We start from the raw sequence: 22,454 nt of genomic DNA, 5'->3' as shown, positions 1-22,454 counted from the left end.
CTGTTTACCTGTAAACAAAGTCATCATTCCAGCCTTTGTAAAATAAAAAGACCCATCCTTATTGAAAAGGACGAGTCTGACTCGCGGTACCACCTAATTTGATTATTAACTAATCCACCTTTTTAAAACACGACCAACATTAGCCCCGTTCTTCCTATTTTAACGATGAGGGACACCGGATTCGCCTAATGGTGATACGAATAAATTACTTCACTCATGAATGTTCAGCCAATCAACTCCTGAGGGAACTTCATCAACATCATTGCCATTGGTTTCCAGCGCTACCAACTCTCTGAAGACTCTAATGAAAATTACTTTCCTCAATCACAGTTTTTAATTATTTCAATTATTATATTACTAACCTTAAAATAATGTCAAGAATTTTTTAGATCCGTCTGTTCAGGCAATATTTCCAGTCTATTTAATGATCCTGAAACTTATGATCATTGCCGTTTAAAAATACATGTGATAGGATTAACTTGTTTAGTTATATTTTCGTCGTTTTAATCTGAACAATGACCGATAAGGAGTTTACCATGGATCATATTCTTATTTCACTCAATAGCATTTCTAAATATTTCGGGAAAAAACTAATCCTGAAAAATATCGATCTGACCATCACAAAAGAATCCACCATTGCTTTGCTGGGTCATAACGGCAGTGGCAAAAGTACCCTGCTCAAAATAATTGCTGGTTTGTCTAAAATTTCTGCCGGTACTATTGACTATGCGCCCCAAGTTAAGCTTGCTTACATCCCCGAGAATTTCCCTAAAATCGATCTGACAGCCAGTGAATTTGTTAAATACATGGGTTTGATTGGCGGACTGTCTCAAAAGAAAATCAGCACCCGAATGTTTGAATTGTTTCAGGCCTTTGAGATGGCTGACATGATTGATGTTCCGATCAAACATCTTTCCAAAGGTACGATCCAAAAGGTGGCAGTTATCCAAGCCTTACTGGATCCTCCTGATGTTTTGCTGCTGGATGAGCCGTTATCCGGCCAGGACACCCAATCTCAAAAGTTATTTATCCAGATGGTTCAGGAACTGCAGCAACTGGGCCTTGCCACAATTATGTCCTGTCACGAACGATTTCTCGTGAGTCAACTGGCAGACCATGCTTATGAAATTTCTGATCACCAGTTACTGCCCCTCGATTTATCCGACCTAAAGGAAATTAAATATGATATCTTGATTTTCGAAGCCCCGCCTGGGACGAAAATTGATTCAAGTCTTCAGGATTTAATCGAGCGAGCTGAATGGGATCATAACCGCCTAAAACTGATTGTTCAAAGTGATCACAGTCATGCGGTTCTCAAGAAGCTGTTAAAAGATGAATTCAGACTGCGCACGATGGAAGGGATGAAGCAATGAAAAATCTGTTAATCTATCATTTCAAATGCTATCTCAAATCTTATAAATTTTTGCTGCCCTTTTTAGTCTATCTGATTTATTTGTTTGCCGCCTACGGCATCATGCCTTTTGCGATTGTTTCGAGCTTTTCTGAGTCGGCTGGCGTACTTTTCTTTATAATGGCCACTGTCGGTTTTAGTTATGCTGAACTTGAAAACCAAGTTACCGAACAGCTGGTTTTACTCAGGGTTAATAACGACACCCGTTATTATCTGAGCCGACTGTTGGTGCTCCTGATCATCGGCCTTGTCATGAGTGTCATTGGCATCCTCTATCCGATGATCTTAAATAGCGTCAACAACGGTCACTTATTCACCCGTAGTTTACAGTTTGATGATATCGCAATCGGGTTTGGTCTGCATTGTTCATTGGCCTTTTTAGGCGCTATGACCGGTGCTTTTTTTCATCCCCGGATTATCAAAAACCGGAAAATGGCTGTGCTGCTGCTATTCTTTGTCACCGTCATGGGCATATCAAAAGGTGCCCTGGCTGGCTATTTCCCACAAACCTGCTTAATCACCTGGGTTTTTCCACCTGTTTTTGAGATCCTCGCCTCATTTACAAAGCTGGAATATTTTGCTCTCCCGGCCATGGCATTACCGGTTACACTGACCATTGGTTATGGTTTAGCTTTAATGATTGGTCAAATTCAATTGTTAAAACATACAAAATTCTAAAACTTATCTTGATCCCTGATGTTATCCCAGTCAAGCCTGAAAAAAGCCCTTCAAAAGATTTCACTTTTGAAGGGCTTTAATATTATTGCTTCAATTTTTAAACAACACCCAGGCCGACATCACCGTAAGTAGCCATTTCACGATTCATATACAGGGCTGCTTCGACAATATTAAAGGCAATGGCCGCACCGCTGCCTTCACCCAAACGCATCCCCATATTCAGGAATGGTTTAGCGCCAATAAATTCGGAAGCATAGGCGGCGCCTTTTTCAGCTGACGCATGCGAACAAATCAAATAACCTTTGACATCCGGATTAATCCCAATGGCAATGGCCGCAGCGGCGGTTGAGATAAAACCATCGATTAATACAGGAATGTGATTGGCCGCTCCGGCCAGCATCGCTCCCGCCATGGCACCGATTTCGAATCCGCCCACCTTTGCCAGCACATCAATGGCGTCATCTTTATCCGGTTGGTTCAGGGCAATAGCATCCCGAATTACCTGGGCTTTCACCACCTGCTTTTCTTCTGACAGGTTGGCTCCAGCACCGGTCAACTCACCGGCATCAACACCGCTAAGTGCTGAAATAATAGCCGCACTGGCGGTGGTGTTGGAGATCCCCACTTCTCCAGTACCTAAAATATTATAGCCGTTGTTAATCGCCCGTTGGGCCACATCAATGCCGACTTCCAGGGATTGAATCGCTTCTTCCCGGGTCATCGCCGGACCTTTTCGCATATTTGAGGTGGCTTTTCTGATTTTTTTATCGAGAATTTTTGATTTCGGCTCCAAATCAGCATTCATGCCCACATCACAAACAAAAATATCGGCACCTGCCTGTTTACTTAAAGCAGCCACGCCACTTTTTCCGGCCATAACCATTTGCGCCATCAAACCGGTGACTTCCTGAGGTGCCGCAGCAACGCCTTCTTCAAAGACACCATGATCAGCAGCAAAAACCAGCATCGCTTTTTTGCTGACATCCGGATACATTTCCCCGGTGATACCGGCCAACTGAACGGCGATCTCTTCCAGGGTTCCCAAACTGCCCACTGGTTTAAGCAAAAAATCGACCCGATCCTTGGCTGTTTTCATCATTTCTTCATTGAGTGGTTGGATTTTTTCCAATGTTTCATTTAACAAACTCATTCTTATCTCCTGTCAATTCGACTGTTTTTTCTCATTATATCACATCTCCCGCTTTTGAAAATTCTATTTTTGAAGTTTTTATAGTGGCAGCCGCACTTCAAACCACACCCCCTTATCCCGGTTATCCACAGCCACCTTGCCACCATGACAGATTATGATGCCTTTGACGATAGCCAGACCCAAACCAGTGCCTTTTTTATCCGACTGCGCCTTATAAAAGTACTCCCAGATCTGATTGATCTCATTTTGTGGAATCGACTTACCCACATTATAAACAGAAACAATCCACTCATTTCCCTGGGTTTTGCAACTTACTTGAATCAACCCATCGGCCGGACTGACATGTTTGATGGCATTGTTCAAGAGATTGTAAAAAACCTGTTCCATCCGTTTCCGATCCATCGTCACTTTTCTTTCCGGATCACAGTGATTATTAAAGACGATATTTTTTTCCGGATAGGTGTTTACAAATCGCTGAACGACCGAAGCGATGACCTCACCTCCGAACACCGCTTCCTTCTTGAGCTGATAGGCACCGGACTCAATTTGGGCCAGATCCAGCAGATCGCTGGCGATACCGCTGATTTTATCGGCTTCCTTCTGAATCGTCACAAAATATTCCTGTTCTTCCTCACGATTCTCCAGAATCCCGTCTTCCAGAGCTTCGGCATAGCTTTTGATCACTGCCAGAGGGGTTTGGATCTCATGGGACACTTGGGCAGTAAAACGCTGTCGCATTTTTTCAAAGGTTCGCTCCTTATTGAGTTCTTCCTGGAGCTTTAGAATTGCCTCTTCCAGTTCATCCGAGATATGATTCAAGGTTTTACCCAACTGGCCAATCTCATCCTTCCTGGTACCCTGATATTTTTTTGTAAAATTAAGATTACCCATTTCCCGGGAAAGCTGATTTAATGAAATAATCGGGCGGGAAATACCCCGAGAGAAAAAGTAGGCGAAAAGCAACGAACAGCCGAAAATAATCATTAAAAATACCAGCAGAAAATTTTCCACAATCTCAATGACCTCATGAACCGAATAAAGGGGAATTCGGCCAATGATCTGGGCACCGTCATTGGCGACAATCTTATGAGTCAGCCACTCCACCTGATGCTCATCACTTCCCAACACGATGACAAAGCTTTCCTCATGCTGATGTGCGTTGACCTGGTTTTCGACACTGTTCTGTTGCCCAGCTCCGGCCCCATGTTCTGCACCGCTGCCAGCACCACTCCCAGATCCTGAGCCATTCCCGGATCCGCCACCAGCACCTTCGCCTGCTTCATTGCCCTCACCCTTGTGTTCGCCACCAGCGGCCAGACGTTTCGTTTCAACAACAGTCAGCCCTGAGCCTTCGCTTTGATCCATGCCATCCAATGCTTGACGTATCGCCACTATTTCGATGCTCCCATTTTCCGGCGAAACATTTCCCAAAGACGTTTCTTCTGTCACGGTTTGTTGTTTAATAATCTGAATGACAATTCCTTCTTCTTCGGCGACATCAATATACGCTTGCAGTTCCGGGGTTAACCCCCCTTGGTTGTACATTGCAGCAGCCTGACTCGTTTTGTCAATTAAAACCGCCGTTCTTTTCTCGGTATAATAGACTTCAAAATAGGAACCAAGCACATAATAGGTCAGCAAACACAAGACCAGAAAAAAAGCCCCCAGATAGAGCATCAATCGTAAAAATATCGAAGATCTCATTCCTTAAACTTGTATCCCAACCCTCTGACGGTTTGAATACATTCTCCTTTTTTATTCATTTTTTTACGCAACCGCTTAATGGTGGTATCAACTACCCGGATATCACCTTCGTAATCATAGCCCCAAACCCGATCCAGAATCTGTTCCCGGGATAAGACCAGCTGATGATGATTGATAAAAAAGGTCAGCACCTCAAATTCTTTCTGAGTCAGGTTAATGATTTCATCATCAATGATCAGTTGCCGTTCTTCTGCATTTAAATGCACTCCGCAGACATCGAGCTGGTTGTCGGTAGTGACGACTCCACTGCGTTTTAATAAGGCTTTGATGCGCACCATCAACTCCCGGGGACTAAACGGTTTCGTCACATAGTCATCGGCACCGACTTCAAAGCCCTGGATTTTATCATCCTCTTCTCTACGGGCCGTCAGCATGATTACCGGGACATTATCGGTTTCTCTGATTTCTGCCAGCACCTCAAAACCGTCAAGCTTGGGCATGGTCACATCCAGAATGATGCAATCCGGTTTTTTTTCAGCCCATAAATCCAGAGCTTCTTCTCCATCGGCTGCACCGAAGCCTTGATAGCCTTCTTTATTTAAATATTTCAAAACGATTTCCCGTAGCTTATCTTCATCTTCTGCCACCAGAATGCGAATCCCCTTCATTCACATGCCCTCCCTTTTCTATTTATTTATAAAAGTTTACCCAATTACTATGACAATACTGTGTCAGTATGAACCATTTAATTATTTTTATTTTATCACATGAATTTTATTTTTGACACAGTATTGACATATAACCGTCATATAATACAAACAACAACAGAACACACTAAAAAAACGGAGGAATTTCAATGAAAACAAAACTTATTTTAGTCGGATCCCTGGCCTTAATGCTGGCTACCGCTGGTAGCGCTCTGGCAGCTCCAAACCACGGCGCTGGTACTGGTGCCTGCAATGGTTTGACCGAACAGCAACGGATTGAACGTCAAGCCAGCCATGATACCAATGGCGACGGCATCTGCGACAACGAAAATTGCACCCAGGACGGCACGGCCCACCAATACGGCAATGGTGATGGCACCTGTGACGGCACCCAACCTCAAGACGGCACTGGCATGCATCATGGCGGCAGAACCCGCTAATAAGCCCATTTTAAAATGCCCAATGAAAGCGCGCTTTCATTGGGCATTTTTTAGGTTATACTATTCCACTTCTTTGTTCTTAAGCTTTTTAACATAGACCCGGGTTTCGGCAACAACCACCCCACTTAATGCCATCAAGGCAATCAGATTGGGCAATGCCATCAACCCATTAAAAATGTCTGCAATCGTCCAAACCGCTGAAACGGTCATAAACGGTCCGATAAAGACCGCCAGAATATACAAATAGCGATAGGTTAACACAGCCTTCATTTTTCCATTTGACAGATATTCCAGACAACGTTCGCCGTAATAATTCCAGCCCAAAATGGTGGTAAAAGCAAAGAATACCAGACAGATCATCAGCAAAAACGAGCTAACTTCCGGAGCAAAAGGCAATCCTACCTGAAACGCATTGGTTGTCACCGCCACCCCTTCCAGCCCGATGTTCCATGATCCAGTTAAGACAATCGCCAATCCCGTCATGGTACAAACCACGATGGTATCTAAAAAGGTTCCGGTCATCGAAACCAGCCCCTGCCGCACCGGTTCATTGGTTTTTGCTGCAGCAGCGGCAATCGGAGCGCTACCAAGACCCGCCTCATTCGAGAAGATCCCCCGAGCAATCCCTTTTTGCATAGCAACCAGCACGGCGCCTAAGGCCCCACCGGCCACTGCCCGGAAACCAAAGGCACTGGCGACAATTTCAGTAATGGCCGCCGGTATCAATCCGGCATTAGTAATTAAAATAATCGCACAACACAATACATAAATAACAATCATAAAGGGGACAATAATCTGAGAAACATTGGCAATCCGCTTAAGCCCCCCAATTACCACCAGTCCCACAAAAATCGTAACAATGGTTCCGGTAATCACCACACTCCAGGAATATTCCATGCCTAGAAGGTTGACTGTCCATTGATTATTGGGATCAAAAAAATTATTGGCCGCACTGGCAATCCCATTCACCTGAGTGAAGGTTCCAATTCCCAAAAGACCAACCCCGGCACCAAAAAAGGCAAAGACTTTTGCCAACCAGCGCCATTTTATGCCCATCCCATTTTCGATATAATAAAAAGGTCCGCCCAGGACATGTCCATCCGGTTCAATAACCCGATATTTAATGGCCAGAACTCCTTCGGCGAATTTGGTCGCCATCCCAAACAAGGCGGCAATCCACATCCAAAACAAGGCTCCCGGTCCTCCGGCGACAATCGCAGTGGCAACACCTACAATATTTCCGGTTCCAACGGTTGCTGAGAGGGCTGTACACAGGGCTCCAAAACTGGTTACCTCGCCTTCGCCCCCTTCTTCATTCTTCACCATGTACTTCAGCGCTTTGGGTAAATAGCGGATCTGAAGTCCGTGCAAGCGGATGGTCAAAAAAATCCCCACCGCCAGAATCAGCACAATCAATGGCACACCCCATACGAGGTCGTCAAACCATACTAAAAATTCATTAAATTGTTGAAACATTTTGTTCCTCCTTCTCTTAATTGTGAAGAGGGAGAACAACACCAATGGGTTGCTCTGTCCTTTTGCCTGAGAGATAGCCTGAAATGTTCAGTCGTTGCCAGACTGATCTTTCCAGGGGTACACCTTCGGCGCTCATCTTTGAGACTCTCCAGAGTGCTGCGATTTTACAACAGCGTTAAAATAATATCACAATTCATTTAACGAGTGCAAGATTATTTTAAAAATCAATCCCATCCTGGTTTTTAAACAAAAAAAGAAACGCCTCGATTTGTGACGTTTCAGGTTATCGATAAACTACCGTACCGACCAATTGTTAATCTGTTGTTCGCCGCGGAATCGGACAGGCTTTGCCGTGTCCGCTCCGATGCGTAGGGTCTGACCCCTAGGTCACAACATGATCTAACAATTGTCGGTACTGGGTTAGCTTTTGTACAGTCGGTAACATCTCTATTTGAGACGCTTCCCGGATATTTTGACTTAAGACATTGGTACCACGGCACCCTGATAATTGCTTTCGATAAAGCTGATGACTTTTTCGCTTTGCAGTGCTTTCATCAGTGCCAACGTTTTTTCACTTTTTTCATCGCCGGCTCGAACGGCAACAATATTTGCATAGGTCTGAGCTGCCAGGGAATCTTTTTCTTCTTTGGCAATGGCATCGGTACCGGCGTTTAATCCAGCTTCAATGGCGTAATTGCCATTAATGACGGCTAAATCAACATCTGGCAGTGATCGGGCCAGCTGTGCTGCTTCCAGTTCTTTAAAGACAATGTTTTTCGGGTTTTCGATAACATCTTTTGGTGTTGCTTCCAGGCCAGCATTGGGATCAACCTTGATCAAACCAATGGTTTCCAGCAACAGCAGCGCCCGGGCTTCGTTAGTGGTATCATTGGGAATGGCAATGGTCGCACCGCTGGCAATTGCATCCAGAGTCTTAATTTTACCCGGGTATAAACCCAATGGCTCATAGTGAACCACGCCTGCACTCACCAGTTTGGTGTTGTTTTTTACATTAAAGTCTTCCAGGTAGGGGAGGTGTTGGAAAAAGTTGGCATCCAACTCTTTATTCTGTAGTGTTAAATTGGGTTGGACATAATCGGTAAATTCTTTGATTTCAAGAGTATACCCATCTTCTTTTAACACGTCGCTGGCAATCGCCAGAATTTCTGCATGGGGTGCTGGACTGGCCCCAACAACGATGGTTTTTTCATCTGTTCCCTTTGCTGAACAGCCGGTAAATAGGGCTAAACCAAGAACACTAATTAATAATACTGAACCTAATTTCTTCATGATCTTCTCCTTTTCATTTCTTTTCATATAATCCCTAGTTGATTAATATGTAATATAACACGAAGTTCCTCCGCTGTCAACCATAATCAGCTGCTGATCATCAAACGCGTTATTTTCGGCGATCCTGTTTCTGGGCAATTTTCATCCCCACTTCCTGGAACAGCTGAACAATTAAAACCAGCAGCACCACGGTAATCACCATCATCCCGGTTTCATAGCGATAGTAACCAAAACGAATGGCGATGTCCCCCAGACCGCCGCCACCAACAATCCCAGCCATGGCTGAATAGCCTAAAATAGTGGTCGTAGCAATCGCCGCCCCAATAATCAAGGAAGGTTTTGCTTCGGGGATCATCACCTTGGTCACCACTTGTATCGGGCTGGCCCCCATTGACAAAGAGGCCTCAATAATGCCATAATCCACCTCTTTAATGGACGACTCCACTAGCCGGGCAATAAACGGAGCTGCGGCAATCACCAGCGGGACAATCGTAGCCGTAGATCCGATAGTGGTTCCGGTGATCATCCGAGTCAGGGGAATCACCGCTATCAGTAAAATCAAAAACGGAATCGATCGAGTAATATTAACAACAATATTAAGCACCTGGTTGACTACCTTCATCGGCACAATCCCCTCGGAATCGCTGGTGACCAGCAAAACACCCATGGGTAATCCGATTAGATAGGCCAAGAGTGTTGAGGCCAAGGTCATATAGAGGGTTTCCAACGTTCCCTGAGCAATGAGGCCAGTCATTGAATTATCCCACATGAGCGCTCACCTCCTCAACAGTAATTTGATGTGAACGCAGATAATTAATGGCCCGGGCCGCACTCAGCTCATCCTCAGGCAATTGAATAACCATTTGTCCAAAAGCGAAGCCATCGATATTTTTCATATCAGCATGGAGAATATTCACCAGGCATTTTGTTTCCAGAACCATTTTTGCCATCACCGAGTCACTGGATGATTTTTCGTCAAATACGACCCGATAGGTGTTCTTACCCATTACTACCGAACCCTGATCGCCCTCGGAAAAAATCATTTTTTTTGCAATATCGGTTTTCGGATTCCGGAAAATGTCTTCAACTTCGCCATCTTCGGCAATCTGACTTTTATCGATGATCGCCACATGGCTGCAGATCTGCTCCACCACACTCATTTCATGGGTGATGATCACAATCGTGATCCCCAATTTATGATTAATTTCTTTTAACAGCTTAAGAATTGAATTGGTGGTCGAGGGATCCAGAGCCGAGGTGGCCTCATCACACAGCAAAATTTTGGGATTATTGGCCAACGCCCGGGCGATGGCAATCCGTTGCTTTTGACCTCCGGACAACTGCGCCGGATAGGCCTTGGCTTTATCGGGCAGGCCCACCAGTTCTAACAATTCAGCCGCTCTTTTTTTTGCCGTTTCTTTATCCACTCCGGCAATTTCCAGGGGAAAAAGAATGTTTTTCTCGGCAGTGCGTTGCATCAGCAAATTAAATTGCTGAAAAATCATGCCCACTGAATAACGCACCGTTCTTAGTTCTTTTTCAGTTATTTTCGAAATATCCTGTCCATCAATGAAAACGCTACCACTGGTGGGCTTTTCAAGAAGATTGATACAACGAACCAGGGTGCTTTTGCCAGCCCCACTCATACCAATAATCCCATAAATATCGCCCTGGTTAATGCTTAGATTGATACCATCCAAAGCCTTTACTTCGCCACTTTTGGGACGAAAGGTTTTCCCCAGATCCTTTATTTCAATGATGGGTTTCAGAGACGTCTTTTCTGTTTCGATGTTCCTTACCCTCCTACACTCAATAAATTTATTGTTTTAATGAACTTAACACCAATCAGGCATTCCCGCTTTGTTTAGCTATTTGACAACGTTTCAAACTGTCCGCCACTATCTGACAGTAATCCCATCAATCATTTTGTCTAATACACATTGTCGTTGCCGATCTTCACAATGACATAAGTCCTATTAAAAACAGTGGGTTAAAACACACCCACCGTTTATTATAGTCTCGATTTGATTTTCTTGTCAAGCCAAATAGCGCAATCCCTACCTTAAATATCGGTAATTTGTGCGCCAAAGGGAAACAATGCCAGTTTGGCAAACTTAAACCACTGTAGTCCAAACGGGATCCCAATCAGGGTAATGCAATAGATAATCCCCAGAATCGCCGATGCCGCTGCCAGCCCCCAACCAAAAATCAATATCCATAAAATATTCAGGATCACCGAACCCGTTCCCATCTGTGAATAATCGACCGTTTTTCCAAATGGCCAGAATACCAACTGCGCCATTTTAAAGGCTTGCAACCCCAGAGGAATCCCAATAATCGTGATGCAGCAAAGAATTCCGGCTAAAAACCAACCAATTGCCATAATCAGGCCCCCAAAAATAATCCAGATAATATTCCCAATAATACTCATACTAGTCTCTTTTCATTTTTTATTTTATGGATGGATCCCGAGCGACTGCAGCCTTTTTAAACTCACGATTGCCAATATGACAATACCCGCCGGGATTCTTTATTAGATACTCCTGGTGATAGCCTTCTGCTGCGCTATAGTTCTCCAGCGGCAGCACTTCGATGGCCAGCGGCACCCCATATTCCATCCTTAATGCCTGAACCGACGCTAAGATCACCGCTTCATCGGCAGGATCCGAATAATAAATACCCGTACGATACTGAATTCCCACATCGTTCCCCTGACGATTCACGGCAACCGGATCGATGACTTCAAAATACATACTCAACAAAAATGGTAGGCTGATCACCTGATTGTCATAGGTGACCTTAACTACCTCAGCATGCCCGGTGTTGTGATGACAGACATCCTCGTAGGTGGGATTTTGGGTTTTGCCATTGGCATAACCGACCTCGGTTTTGATGACTCCCCTAATGGCTTTAAAATACATTTCCGTTCCCCAGAAACAGCCGCCAGCCAAGGTGATTTCTCTGACATTATTATTCAAATTTTCTCTTATCATATCAGTTTCCTTTCCAGATTTCCATAATTTTTTCGACCGTGATCACTTGCTGTTCAGCCTGGGTGATCGATGCTGTACCATCGCCAGCCTGCAATCCATAATTGCCAAAGCCACTGTGATTGCCCCCAGCAATTTCATAATAGCTGGCTTCCCGCGGCATCTTATCCCGGCCTTTAGCCAGACCCTGCTGATCAATAATCTGATCGGCACTGCCATAGAGACTTAGTACCGGATGACTGCTTTGAGTCAGCGATTCATTGGGATATGCACCTAAGAGCACCAACCCGGATACCTGATCTTCATGTCCAGCCAGATAGTCCGAGGCCATCGCCCCACCCAGGGAGTGCCCAACCATCACCCAATTCTCAATCTCCGGTATGGTTTCGATTACCGCATCAGCTCCATTTATATTAAACACCGCCAGATTAAAGGGCATGCCGACAATCACTGCCGGATAGCCTTGTTCTGCTAGTGCCCGTACTAACGGAGCATAGGCGATGTCTTCCACCTTCCCGCCGGGATAAAAAATAAAACCTGTTTCATTTTGACCTGCTGTTGGCATAAATATCGTCAGATTACCTTCTTCTCGAACATTCACCTGATCACTTGAAATCAGGGCATCATGAGCCGTTTGATCGGCATGATAGTAGTCCCCCAAATACGTCAATATCCCAATAACCAAAACTACCAATACAATTCCAATTATTTTTACAATTTTTTTAGCGGTTTTTCCTTCTTTCATCGCTGCTCCTTAGTGATGTGGGCGGTTGCTTCTGATCTCACTTTTATACCCCAACCCATTATAAAACAACCATTTCGTCATTTTAATTTTTCAAAAAATAAAAAAACCGCAATCGCTGCGGTTCTGTTTTTTAAATGGTGACCCATGGGCGACTTGAACGCCCGACACCCTGATTAAAAGTCAGATGCTCTACCAACTGAGCTAATGGGTCAGATAGATTAATTAATATTTATTTGTCTTAAAACGACTGAGTTAATGGGTCAGATGCTGTTTTTCTTTTCTCTGCTTAATAAAAATGGCAGGGGTAGCAGGACTCGAACCTACGAAATGCCAGAATCAAAATCTGGTGCCTTACCAACTTGGCTATACCCCTATAAAAATAATAACGATATAAAAAAATGGGGTGGATAATGGGACTCGAACCCACAACATCCAGAACCACAATCTGGCGCTCTAACCGATTGAACTATACCCACCACGATATAAAAACAAACTAAAAAATGGTGCGCCTGAAGGGATTCGAACCCCTGGCACACGGCTTAGAAGGCCGTTGCTCTATCCTACTGAGCTACAGGCGCTCAATCCTTTTCGCAAAAATGGAGCGGGTGAAGGGAATCGAACCCTCGCGACTGGCTTGGAAGGCCAGGGCTCTACCACTGAGCTACACCCGCATTGCCTCTCTTAGAGACAAGTGTTAGTATACTTGAAATAGGCAGTGTTGTCAACTCTTTTTTAATTATTTTTTCTTTTTATGGGCGCTCAAAACTCGGTCAGTCTGAACCGAAACAAGGCTTAGACTATTTTAATTCCAACACCTTTTTTGAAGATATAGGCCGCAATCAAAAATGAACTGATCAGCAATCCCATTGTCAAAAGAACGTGTATCACAATATTGCCCTCGCAGACGCCGATATAGGCGTATCGGGAAACATTAACCAGCGGAAAGATCGGGTTGAGATAGATTAGATTGGCCAGAAATCCCGGTAGTTTGGAAACCTCAAAAAAGACCCCTCCTAAATAGGTAAGTGGCGTGATAATAATTGCCAGAGCAAAATTCATCTTTTCAAAATTGTCCAGTACCAGACCGGCAATTAAACCCACGGAGGCAAAAACAAAGGACGTTGCCGTCAGTGAGAGGACAAAAAAGATTGGATATGCAACTTCATAGCCCACGAAAAATATCGTCGCCACATAAGTCAAAATGCCAACCAGCACCCCGCGAAACATTCCACCAAAGACAAAAGCCAGAATTTTTTCTGCCAGTGAGATGGGATAGCTGTTTAGATCCTGAATGGTGTTTTGAAATTTCTGTGAGATCATTGAAAAAGCGGGATTTTGAAAGGCCGCAAAAATTGCTCCCATCGTCGCTAAACCGGGAACCAGAAAATTGAGATAGCTAATTCCATCAATCCCGACTTCTCTGGTTTGCAGCATTCCCCCGAAGATCAGCATATATAATATATTCGAAATCAGTGGCGCCAGTACTGTCTGTACCGGAACCTTCATAAACCGATGGATTTCTTTATTTAAGAGGGTTGCAAATCCAACTCTGTTATAAAAAACTCTACTTTTCATTTGCCCTCCTAATGTTTAATGATATTTAAATAAATATCTTCCAGTTTTGGTCTTTCGACCACCAGATTGGTGAATTCTAAGTTTTTCTCCGATAGTTGCCTAAAGACTTTGGACAAGTCTTTTTTTGAGGCTTTCAGCTGCAGCCTGGTTTTATCTTCAATACGCGGATGATAGTCACTTAAAAAATCAAAGTCAGCCAGATTAAGCGCCTGATCAAAGTGAACCTCGATGATTGACTCCCGGGAAAAGGCATCCATCAGTTCTTCTTTGGGTTCATCAGCAATAATTTTCCCGCCATCAATAATCACAATCCGCTTGCACAGCTTTTCAGCTTCTTCAATATAGTGGGTGGTCAGGATGATCGTGGTTCCGGACTGATGCAGCTTAACCAGAAAATCATATAAGGTATGGCGCATTTCAATATCAACACCCGCTGTTGGCTCATCGAGAATCAGGATTTTGGGCTTATGAACCAGCGCCTTGGCAATCAGAAACCGTCTGCGCATTCCCCCGGACAGATCCCGAATGCGGGCACTACGTTTTTCGGTTAAGTACAAGGCCTCCAGAACTTCATCAATATAGGCCTTGTTGTTTTTGATCCCAAAGTAACCGGATTGTTTTTTTAAGGCTTCATCAACAGTAAATACAAAATCATAGCCCGTATCCTGGGGGACGATGCCGATAATTTTTTTTGTTTCCAGTTCCTTCTTATCAAGATCGTAACCACCGATGCTGACACTCCCCTGGGTCTTTTTCACATTACCGGCCAGGATATTGATCAAGGTGCTTTTACCCGCCCCATTTTGTCCCAGCAGGGCGGTGAATTCCCCTTCAGCAATTTCTAAATTGATGTTTTTTAAAGCCTCTTTTTTTCCCTTTTGATAGATCATTGATACATCTCTTACACTGAGCATCGCTTGCCTCCTTTTCCCTGCTACAATCAATCATTCCAAAGCGGGATGATTTTTGCCTCGATTTCCCCTTTTTCTATGGTAATCAGCCCATAGCTTGCGGGATCATCCAAGCGGGGTGCCCCTACCGAACCGGGGTTCATCAGCAACACCTGGCCATCATCTTCAATGTAAGCGTGGTGGGTATGTCCATAGAGAATCACTTGCGCACTCTTTTCCAACCCGGCATAGTAAAGATGATGCAGATCATTCTTGACCCCGTGTTTATGACCATGACAGGCAAACACTCTAAACCCACCTAATGTGGTTTCCAGTGACATACTACCCTGATCAGCAAACGAGTCCAAGTTGCCCTTTAAGATGTGAACGGGGGCGTTCGTGATCGTTCGCAGATACAGCGCATCTTCCACATAATCCCCCAAATGGATAATCACATCCACCGGACCCATTTCCTCAACAGCCTGTTTTACAGCTTTCAGATTGCCGTGGCTATCGCTCATTACGCCAATTTTCATTTTATCCCCCATCCCTTAGTCTTTTCGTACAAATAAAAATCCCCATTGCCCGTTTTTTATCGTGCCTGATTCAGCAGTTCCCGGGCCTTTTGAATGGCAAGGGCACGATGACTGAGGCGGTTTTTTTCTTCCTTGCTCATGTCACCGTAGCAACGTCCGGATGCTTCATGAATGAACAGCGGATCATAGCCAAATCCCCCGCTGCCGCAATAGTCACTGGCAATTTTTCCCCGAACCAGTCCTTCACAGGTCAACTCCCGACCATCCGGCAAAATCATCGCAATGGCCGTAATAAAGGCAGCGCCCCGCTGCCCTTCCGGAACATTGGCCATTTCTTTTAAAAGCTTCTTATTATTGTCGCCATAACTGACATTGTCGCCAGCATAACGGGCCGAATAGATTCCCGGAGCCCCACCAAGGCAATCGACTGACAAACCGGAGTCGTCTCCCATAATGATCAGATCTTTGCCCTGGACATAGGGCTGCAAGGCCCGTACCTTGATCAGCGCATTCGCTTCAAAGGTCCGGCCATCTTCAATAATATCCAGATCAATATCTAAATCCTTCATCGTCATGACTTCAAAATCATCGCCCAGCATTGCTTTCAACTCATTGGCCTTATCCTGATTTCCAGTCGCTAACAGTATCGTTCTCATGATTATTTACCCGTTAATCCTGTAATGTATCTTTCTGGAAAGCGATAATTTCTTTGATACTCGCTTCGCCCAGTTCCAATAGTTTTTGCAGTTCTTCCTTTTTAAAGGGCCGTTCTTCACCGGTGCCCTGTATTTCGATGATTTCACCCGCTTCGGTCATCACCATATTCATATCCACCTCGGCATGTGAATCTTCTTCATAACACAGATCAACAATGGCTTCGCCCTGATAAATTCCGACACTGGTGGCCGCGACATAATTGGTAATCGGCATTTCGGCAATTTTTCCGGCTTCGATCAACCCTGACAAGGCATCATGAAGAGCCAGAAATGAGCCGGTAATTGCTGCCGTTCGAGTTCCGCCGTCGGCCTGGATCACATCACAGTCGATCCAGATGGTTCGTTCCCCGAGCATCGTCTGATCGATGACGGATCGCAGACTCCGCCCGATTAAGCGCTGAATTTCCATGGTTCGGCCATCGATTTTACCGCGATTCCGATCCCGGCTTTTTCGATTGTTGGTTGATGCCGGAATCATTTCATACTCGGCGGTGACCCAGCCTTTCTTCTGGCCTTTTAAAAACGGCGGCACCTTGTCTTCAACCATCGCAGTGCATATGACCTTGGTATCGCCGACTTCAATCAGCACTGATCCCTGGGCATGTTTAATAAAGTTGCGGGTCACCCGCATCGGTCGTAATTGATGGGCCGCCCGACCGTCGATTCGTTGTTGTTCCACTTTTATTATCTCACTATTGTCCATATTATTCCTTTTTTCGTTAATTATTTTTTAAGGGATTACTGCAACGATGCAATAATCCCTTAGTCAAAATTTCTGTTTTTTATACGCTTCCCGTTATCGCATCTTAAGCCAGATGTCTGGCCACGACCGCCCGAATAATTTCGTTGGCAACCTGGGCATTGGCTTTTCCCTTAGTGGCCTTCATCACCTGTCCGGTTAAGAAACCATACGCTTTTTCATTACCAGCCCCGATATCTTCAACCGATTTGGGGTTATCCGCAACAATTTTTTCGATGATGGCTTCCAGTTCGCCGGTATCACTCATCTGCGCCAAACCCTGTTCTTTGACGATATCTCCGGCGTTTTTACCGGAAACAAACATTTCTTTTAAAACTTCCTTGCCGCTGGTTCCGCTGATGACCTTATCCTTAACCAGTTTCAAAAGTTCCACCAGTTGCGCCGGGGTAATGGTGATAGTTTCCATGCTTTGTTCATTTTCTTTTAAAAGCGGCGGAATTTCCACCATCATCCAGTTGGAAATCTGTTTGGGTTCGTTATATAGCGCCACCGCTTCTTCAAAGAAGCGGGCGGTAACACCAGTGGTTGTCAATACCCCGGCATCGTATTCCGGCAGTTTATATTCTTCTACATAACGCTGTTTTTTAGCTTCCGGCAATTCCGGCAGTTCACTTTTAATTTTTTCGATATATGACGGTTCCAGCACAATCGGGACCAGATCCGGTTCCGGAAAATAGCGATAATCGTGCGCTTCTTCCTTGCTTCGAAGCGATGAGGAAACCCCTTTGGCATCATCCCATTTACGGGTTTCCTGGATGATTTCCCGACCTTTTTTGAGCTCGATGATCTGGCGTTTGCTTTCATATTGAACCGCTCGAATCAGTGCCCGGAAGGAGTTGAGGTTTTTCATTTCGGTTCGGGTTCCCAACACTTCGGAGCCTTTTTCCCGAATTGACAAATTCACGTCAAAACGCATCGAGCCCTGTTCCATCTTACAGTCAGAAACGCCGGTATATTCCAGAATATTCCGAACCTTTTCGGCAAAGGCCCGGGCTTCCTCGGCACTGCGCAAATCCGGCTCGGTGACGATCTCAATCAGTGGGACGCCACAACGGTTGACATCCAACAGGGTTCCATCGGCCGATTCGTGCAGCAGCTTACCGGCATCTTCTTCGATATGGATGCGGGTAATGCCGATATCTTTTTTAACCCCGTCTACCTCAATGCCGACTGCACCACCAGTACAGATCGGTAAATCAAATTGCGAGGTTTGATAGGCTTTGGGCAAATCCGGATAGAAATAGTTTTTTCGGTCCATCTTGCTAAAATGAGCAATTTCGCAATTAAGCGCCAGACCGGCCCGGGTCGCATATTCGACCACTTTTTCATTGAGTACCGGCAAGACTCCCGGCATCCCCAAACACACCGGACAGGTATGGGTATTTTCATCCTGGCCAAACTCGGTTGGACACGAACAGAATATCTTTGTTTTTGTGCCCAACTCCACATGGATTTCCATTCCAATGACAATTTCATATTCCATGATTTAGACCTCCGTTCCCAATGGTGCTTTTAAATTCGTCAGACCGGATTCCTGCTCAAAGGCCCATGCGGCTTTTAACAGCGTCTCTTCGCTTAAAATCGGCCCCAACAGCTGCATCCCAATCGGCATCCCGTTATTGTCCAGGCCACAGGGAATTGAAACCCCGGGAATCCCGGCAATATTAACCGGTACGGTATAAATATCGGTCAGATACATCTCCAGCGGATTGCTGGTTTTTTCGCCAATACCAAAAGCAGTGGTCGGAGCAGTTGGGGTCAGCAGCACATCGCAACCACCAAAGACCTGATCAAAGTCAGCTTTGATGATGGTTCGCACCTGCATGGCTTTTTTATAATAGGCGTCATAATAACCAGAACTGAGGGCATAGGTCCCCAGCATGATCCGTCGTTTTACCTCGTCGCCAAAACCCTGGCTTCGGGTTTTTTTGTAAAGATCAACCAGATCGCTGTATTCTTCGGCCCGGAAACCATAACGAATACCGTCATAACGAGCCAGGTTGGAGCTGGCTTCAGCCGAGGAAATCATATAGTAGGCGGACAAGGCATAGTCCAGATGCTGAAAAGACACATCGACAATTTCGGCCCCCAGGGTTTTATAGATGGCAATGGCCTCTTCCAGACTTTTGCGGACTTCCGGTTGCAGACCTTCGCCGAAAAATTCTTTGGCCACGCCAATTTTTAACCCCTTAACCCCTTGTTTGAGGTTTTGGGTATAATCGATTTTTCCCAGATTGAGAGAGGTGGAATCCTTGGCATCATGACCAACAATGGCGTTCAGCACCAGGGCGCAGTCTTCGACATCCTTGGTGAACGGTCCAATTTGATCCAGTGATGAGGCAAAGGCTACCAGACCATAACGGGAGACCAGACCATAGGTTGGTTTCATCCCCACTACTCCGCAAAAAGCTGCTGGCTGACGGATCGATCCACCGGTGTCTGATCCCAATGTGTAAAAGGCTGTGTCGGCTGCCACGGCAACGGCTGATCCGCCGCTGGAACCGCCGGGCACCTTGTTTAAATCCCAGGGATTACGGGTCTTTTTGTAAGCTGAGTTTTCGGTGGAAGAACCCATGGCAAACTCATCCATATTGGTTTTTCCAAGCAAAATCCCCCCCGCTTCGCTAAGACGGTCGTAAACCTCGGCATTATAAGGCGGATTGAAGTTATACAGCATTTTTGACGCACAGGTGGTTAAGATCCCTTTGGTGCACATATTGTCTTTGAGTCCGTAAGGAATCCCTTCCAGCGGGGTCCCTTGGGCTCGCACGGACAGCTCGGCATCCAACCCCTGAGCCATTTCCAATGCTACTTCGGTCTGGAGACTGAGATAGGCATCGGTACTTTTTTCAACGGCGTTAATGCGGTTAACCACCGCCTGGGTTACCTCCGTAACCGTCACTTCTTTTTTATCCAGAAGGTCATTTATTTCATGTATGGTTTTTTGATATAATTCCATTATTGCCTCCTATTCCATAACCCGGGGAACCTTAAAGCACCCGGCTTCGCTCTCCGGCGCATTGGCCAACGCATCTTCATTGCTCAGACAGGACTTGATTTCGTCCTCCCGAAACACATTCTGGACGGCCAACACATGTTCAGTGGCTTTAATTTGGGAGGTGTCGAGTCCGCTGAGGGTTTCGGCATAATCCAGCACGGCTCCCAGTTGGTCGGCCAGAGCGGTCACTTCATCCTCGGAAAATTCCAAACGGGCAAGATTGGCCACGTAGGTGACATCTTCTCGTGTTAAACTCATAGTTCTTATCCTTTCTTTGCTGCTGACTTTCGATCTTATTCTTTTGGTCACTGTTTACGCACTTTATTTACTATAAATGCACTGATTTGCTATGTTAACAGCCAAAGCTGTCAGTCTGATTCTAAAAATCACCCTTCATTATAGATCAAACCCACCACCTGTGACAAGGGCTAAAAACGCATCTTCATCAATTATTGCAATTCCCAACTCCTGTGCTTTGGTGTATTTTGACCCGGATTTTTCTCCGGATAGAAGAAAGTCGGTTTTTTTGCTGACGCTGCCAGCGACCTTGCCACCGTTTGCTTCGATCAGGGCTTTGGCCTCCCGGCGGTCGAGGGTGGGCAGGGTGCCGGTGAGTACAAAGGTCTTGCCAACCAGGGTCTGGGACTCCTGACCGGTTTCCTGAACCATATTGATTCCCGCCGCTGAAAGCCCGCTGATAATTTCAAGATTGGTGGGGGTCTGAAAAAAATCGACGATTTCGGCAGCCATTTTTTCACCGATCTCAAAAATCGCTTTGAGATCGTCTGCCTGGGCCAGGATCAAACTGTCCATTGTCTTAAAATGCTCGGCCAGAATTTTCGCCCCTCGGGCCCCCACCAGGGGAATCCCCAAACCAAAAATCAGCCGTGACAGGTCGCGTTTTTTAGAGGCTTCGATCCCGGCCAGAAGATTGTCAACTGATTTTTCACCCAGCTTTTCCAGGGTGACCAGTTTTGCTCTTTTGTGATCGAGATGATAGATGTCCACCGGGTTACTCACCAGCTGCTCGTCCATCAACAATCGCAGCACCCCCGGCCCCAATCCTTCAATATTCATCGCATCCCGGGAGGTAAAATGCACCAGTTTGCGAAACACCTGGGCCGGACAAGCCATGTTCAGGCATCGGGTCACCGCTTCTCCGTCAATTCGGAAGGTCGGTTCATCACAAACCGGACAGCGTTTTGGCATTTGAAAAACCACCTCGTTGCCTGATCGCTTTTCAAACACCACATGATCCACTTCCGGAATTACATCACCGGCTTTCTGGATCACCACATGATCACCAATGCGAATATCTTTATTGCGGATATTGTCTTCATTGTGGAGAGTGGCCCGGGCAATCACCGACCCGGCCAGTGATACCGGCCTAAGTTCGGCCACCGGGGTCAGGGCGCCAGTGCGGCCCACCTGAACGGTGATGGCATCGACGGTGGTAAGTGCCTGATCCGGGGCAAATTTATAGGCTATCGCCCAACGGGGGCTCTTTGAGGTGTTACCCAACTGCTCCCGATAGGCTAATTGATCCACTTTTATCACCAGACCATCAATCTCAAAGGGTAACTCCCGTCGTTCCACTTCCATCTCGCTGCAATAGTCAATGATCGCTTCGATATCGCTAAAGGTTTTAACCGCACTGGTTTTAAAACCCAGCTTTTTTAAATAGTTCAACGTCTCCTGATGTGTTTTGGGTTCAAACCCTGCCGTCGCTTCCAGATTAAAGATAAAAATATCCAGCGGCCGGGAAGCTGTTAGCCTGGGATCCAGTTGCCGCAATGAACCGGCGGCGGCATTTCTGGGGTTGGCAAAAGGGCTTTCCGCTTCAGCCAGGCGCCGCTGATTCAGCTTTTCAAAATCAGCCTTGCCCATAAACACCTCACCCCGGACTTCCAGGGTTATCGGTTCCAAAAGACGCAGCGGAACCGACCGGATCGTTTTGAGGTTGGTAGTGACATTCTCTCCTTCCACCCCATCGCCCCGGGTGGCCCCCTGGACAAACAGACCCTTTTCATAATTGAGCACAACCGTTAACCCATCAAACTTGTATTCCACCACATAGGTGGCTTCGGGACAGGTTTGCCGCACCCGGCGGTCGAAATCCCGGAGATCTGCCGCATCAAAGGCATTGCTGAGACTCAGCTTGGGACGACTATAAACCACCTTCTCGAAGCCCTCAGAAGGACTGCCACCAACCCGCTGGGTCGGGGAATCCGGCGTAATCAACTCTGGGTTTTGGGTTTCTAAGTCAATCAGTTCCTTAATCAGCTGATCATAGTCGTAGTCTGAAATCAGGGGGGCATCATCAAGATAGTAGGCCCGGTTATGAGCTTCAATTTCTTTCTTTAAGTCTTCAATTCGGGTTTTACTCAT

The 22,454-nt window shown here is 45.8% G+C and carries 22 protein-coding genes, 5 tRNA genes, 1 riboswitch and 1 other annotated feature; of the genes, 3 read left to right on the top strand and 24 right to left on the bottom strand.

From position 1 onward, the window contains the following. Positions 1-63: 63 nt before the first annotated feature. Positions 64-337, bottom strand: a binding site (T-box leader). A gap of 199 nt (positions 338-536) precedes the next feature. Both BI182_RS16655 and BI182_RS16650 read left to right on the top strand, forming a co-directional pair. Next, complete coding sequence (locus BI182_RS16655) at positions 537-1,373, top strand: ATP-binding cassette domain-containing protein (protein ID WP_286809536.1); 837 nt, start codon at positions 537-539, stop codon at positions 1,371-1,373. Continuing rightward, positions 1,370-2,089 (top strand): hypothetical protein, encoded by a 720-nt coding sequence (locus BI182_RS16650; protein ID WP_286809535.1) that lies wholly within the window; start codon positions 1,370-1,372, stop codon positions 2,087-2,089. Before BI182_RS16655 ends, BI182_RS16650 begins: the two co-directional genes overlap by 4 nt. A 97-nt stretch (positions 2,090-2,186) precedes the next feature. Here the strand turns inward: BI182_RS16650 and cobT are convergent, their stop codons facing one another. The 3 genes from cobT to BI182_RS16635 form a co-directional block, all read right to left on the bottom strand. Next, on the bottom strand, positions 2,187-3,239 hold the full coding sequence (cobT, locus tag BI182_RS16645) for a nicotinate-nucleotide--dimethylbenzimidazole phosphoribosyltransferase (protein ID WP_148636961.1): 1,053 nt from the start codon (positions 3,237-3,239) through the stop codon (positions 2,187-2,189). Between the two features lie 78 nt (positions 3,240-3,317). After that, entirely contained in the window at positions 3,318-4,943 is a 1,626-nt protein-coding gene (locus tag BI182_RS16640; RefSeq protein WP_286809534.1) for a sensor histidine kinase, read from the bottom strand. Next, on the bottom strand, positions 4,940-5,611 hold the full coding sequence (locus BI182_RS16635; protein WP_250934433.1) for a response regulator transcription factor: 672 nt from the start codon (positions 5,609-5,611) through the stop codon (positions 4,940-4,942). The genes BI182_RS16640 and BI182_RS16635 overlap by 4 nt, the downstream gene beginning before the upstream one ends. A gap of 188 nt (positions 5,612-5,799) precedes the next feature. On the opposite strand from BI182_RS16635, the gene BI182_RS16630 reads away from it, so the two are divergent. After that, entirely contained in the window at positions 5,800-6,090 is a 291-nt protein-coding gene (locus BI182_RS16630; protein ID WP_148636959.1) for a hypothetical protein, read from the top strand. 60 nt (positions 6,091-6,150) lie between these two features. On the opposite strand, the gene BI182_RS16625 is transcribed toward BI182_RS16630, so the two are convergent. From BI182_RS16625 to ligA, 21 genes are all read right to left on the bottom strand, one after another. Next, complete coding sequence (locus tag BI182_RS16625; protein ID WP_228880805.1) at positions 6,151-7,566, bottom strand: alanine/glycine:cation symporter family protein; 1,416 nt, start codon at positions 7,564-7,566, stop codon at positions 6,151-6,153. A 44-nt stretch (positions 7,567-7,610) separates the two neighbouring features. Continuing rightward, positions 7,611-7,728: riboswitch (glycine riboswitch) on the bottom strand. 315 nt (positions 7,729-8,043) lie between these two features. After that, positions 8,044-8,856: a MetQ/NlpA family ABC transporter substrate-binding protein gene (locus BI182_RS16620; RefSeq protein ID WP_148636957.1), complete on the bottom strand. Its 813-nt coding sequence runs from the start codon at positions 8,854-8,856 to the stop codon at positions 8,044-8,046. Between the two features lie 109 nt (positions 8,857-8,965). Next, positions 8,966-9,625 (bottom strand): methionine ABC transporter permease, encoded by a 660-nt coding sequence (locus BI182_RS16615; RefSeq protein ID WP_286809528.1) that lies wholly within the window; start codon positions 9,623-9,625, stop codon positions 8,966-8,968. After that, on the bottom strand, positions 9,615-10,556 hold the full coding sequence (locus tag BI182_RS16610; protein WP_410171686.1) for a methionine ABC transporter ATP-binding protein: 942 nt from the start codon (positions 10,554-10,556) through the stop codon (positions 9,615-9,617). Before BI182_RS16610 ends, BI182_RS16615 begins: the two co-directional genes overlap by 11 nt. A gap of 362 nt (positions 10,557-10,918) precedes the next feature. Beyond that, positions 10,919-11,287 (bottom strand): YccF domain-containing protein, encoded by a 369-nt coding sequence (locus tag BI182_RS16605; RefSeq protein WP_070371547.1) that lies wholly within the window; start codon positions 11,285-11,287, stop codon positions 10,919-10,921. A gap of 19 nt (positions 11,288-11,306) precedes the next feature. Further along, positions 11,307-11,849, bottom strand: coding sequence for a peptide-methionine (S)-S-oxide reductase MsrA (msrA, locus tag BI182_RS16600; RefSeq protein ID WP_175440947.1), 543 nt, complete (start codon positions 11,847-11,849; stop codon positions 11,307-11,309). 1 nt (position 11,850) lies between these two features. Next, positions 11,851-12,591 (bottom strand): alpha/beta fold hydrolase, encoded by a 741-nt coding sequence (locus BI182_RS16595; protein WP_286809510.1) that lies wholly within the window; start codon positions 12,589-12,591, stop codon positions 11,851-11,853. A gap of 135 nt (positions 12,592-12,726) precedes the next feature. Further along, positions 12,727-12,802, bottom strand: a tRNA-Lys gene (locus tag BI182_RS16590). Positions 12,803-12,887: 85 nt separating this feature from the next. Beyond that, positions 12,888-12,964, bottom strand: a tRNA-Gln gene (locus BI182_RS16585). A gap of 26 nt (positions 12,965-12,990) precedes the next feature. Continuing rightward, positions 12,991-13,067 (bottom strand) — tRNA-His (locus BI182_RS16580). 25 nt (positions 13,068-13,092) lie between these two features. Continuing rightward, positions 13,093-13,169: transfer RNA gene (locus tag BI182_RS16575), tRNA-Arg, on the bottom strand. 19 nt (positions 13,170-13,188) lie between these two features. Beyond that, positions 13,189-13,262: transfer RNA gene (locus BI182_RS16570), tRNA-Gly, on the bottom strand. 121 nt (positions 13,263-13,383) lie between these two features. Beyond that, positions 13,384-14,166 carry an ABC transporter permease gene (locus BI182_RS16565; protein WP_070371549.1) on the bottom strand — a complete coding sequence of 261 codons (783 nt, stop codon included), beginning with the start codon at positions 14,164-14,166 and terminating at the stop codon, positions 13,384-13,386. Positions 14,167-14,174: 8 nt separating this feature from the next. After that, a complete protein-coding gene (locus BI182_RS16560; RefSeq protein ID WP_148636955.1) occupies positions 14,175-15,080 on the bottom strand; it encodes an ABC transporter ATP-binding protein in 906 nt (301 codons plus the stop codon). 26 nt (positions 15,081-15,106) lie between these two features. Further along, positions 15,107-15,592: a metallophosphoesterase family protein gene (locus tag BI182_RS16555; protein ID WP_070371551.1), complete on the bottom strand. Its 486-nt coding sequence runs from the start codon at positions 15,590-15,592 to the stop codon at positions 15,107-15,109. A gap of 56 nt (positions 15,593-15,648) precedes the next feature. Beyond that, on the bottom strand, positions 15,649-16,248 hold the full coding sequence (gene rdgB, locus BI182_RS16550; protein WP_070371552.1) for an RdgB/HAM1 family non-canonical purine NTP pyrophosphatase: 600 nt from the start codon (positions 16,246-16,248) through the stop codon (positions 15,649-15,651). A 13-nt stretch (positions 16,249-16,261) separates the two neighbouring features. After that, positions 16,262-16,987: a ribonuclease PH gene (rph, locus tag BI182_RS16545; protein WP_420840484.1), complete on the bottom strand. Its 726-nt coding sequence runs from the start codon at positions 16,985-16,987 to the stop codon at positions 16,262-16,264. Positions 16,988-17,114: 127 nt separating this feature from the next. Continuing rightward, entirely contained in the window at positions 17,115-18,551 is a 1,437-nt protein-coding gene (gatB, locus tag BI182_RS16540) for an Asp-tRNA(Asn)/Glu-tRNA(Gln) amidotransferase subunit GatB (RefSeq protein WP_148636952.1), read from the bottom strand. 3 nt (positions 18,552-18,554) lie between these two features. Beyond that, complete coding sequence (gatA, locus tag BI182_RS16535) at positions 18,555-20,027, bottom strand: Asp-tRNA(Asn)/Glu-tRNA(Gln) amidotransferase subunit GatA (protein ID WP_250934428.1); 1,473 nt, start codon at positions 20,025-20,027, stop codon at positions 18,555-18,557. 9 nt (positions 20,028-20,036) lie between these two features. Then, positions 20,037-20,324, bottom strand: coding sequence for an Asp-tRNA(Asn)/Glu-tRNA(Gln) amidotransferase subunit GatC (gene gatC / locus BI182_RS16530; protein ID WP_148636950.1), 288 nt, complete (start codon positions 20,322-20,324; stop codon positions 20,037-20,039). A gap of 138 nt (positions 20,325-20,462) precedes the next feature. Beyond that, on the bottom strand, positions 20,463-22,454 hold the full coding sequence (gene ligA / locus BI182_RS16525) for an NAD-dependent DNA ligase LigA (protein ID WP_502691646.1): 1,992 nt from the start codon (positions 22,452-22,454) through the stop codon (positions 20,463-20,465).

Source organism: Acetobacterium sp. MES1 (assembly GCF_002237635.1).
GTDB classification, from domain to species: Bacteria; Bacillota; Clostridia; order Eubacteriales; family Eubacteriaceae; genus Acetobacterium; species Acetobacterium wieringae.
Note: the sequence above shows the minus strand (reverse complement) of the source record. Positions and strands in the feature narration are given on the sequence as shown.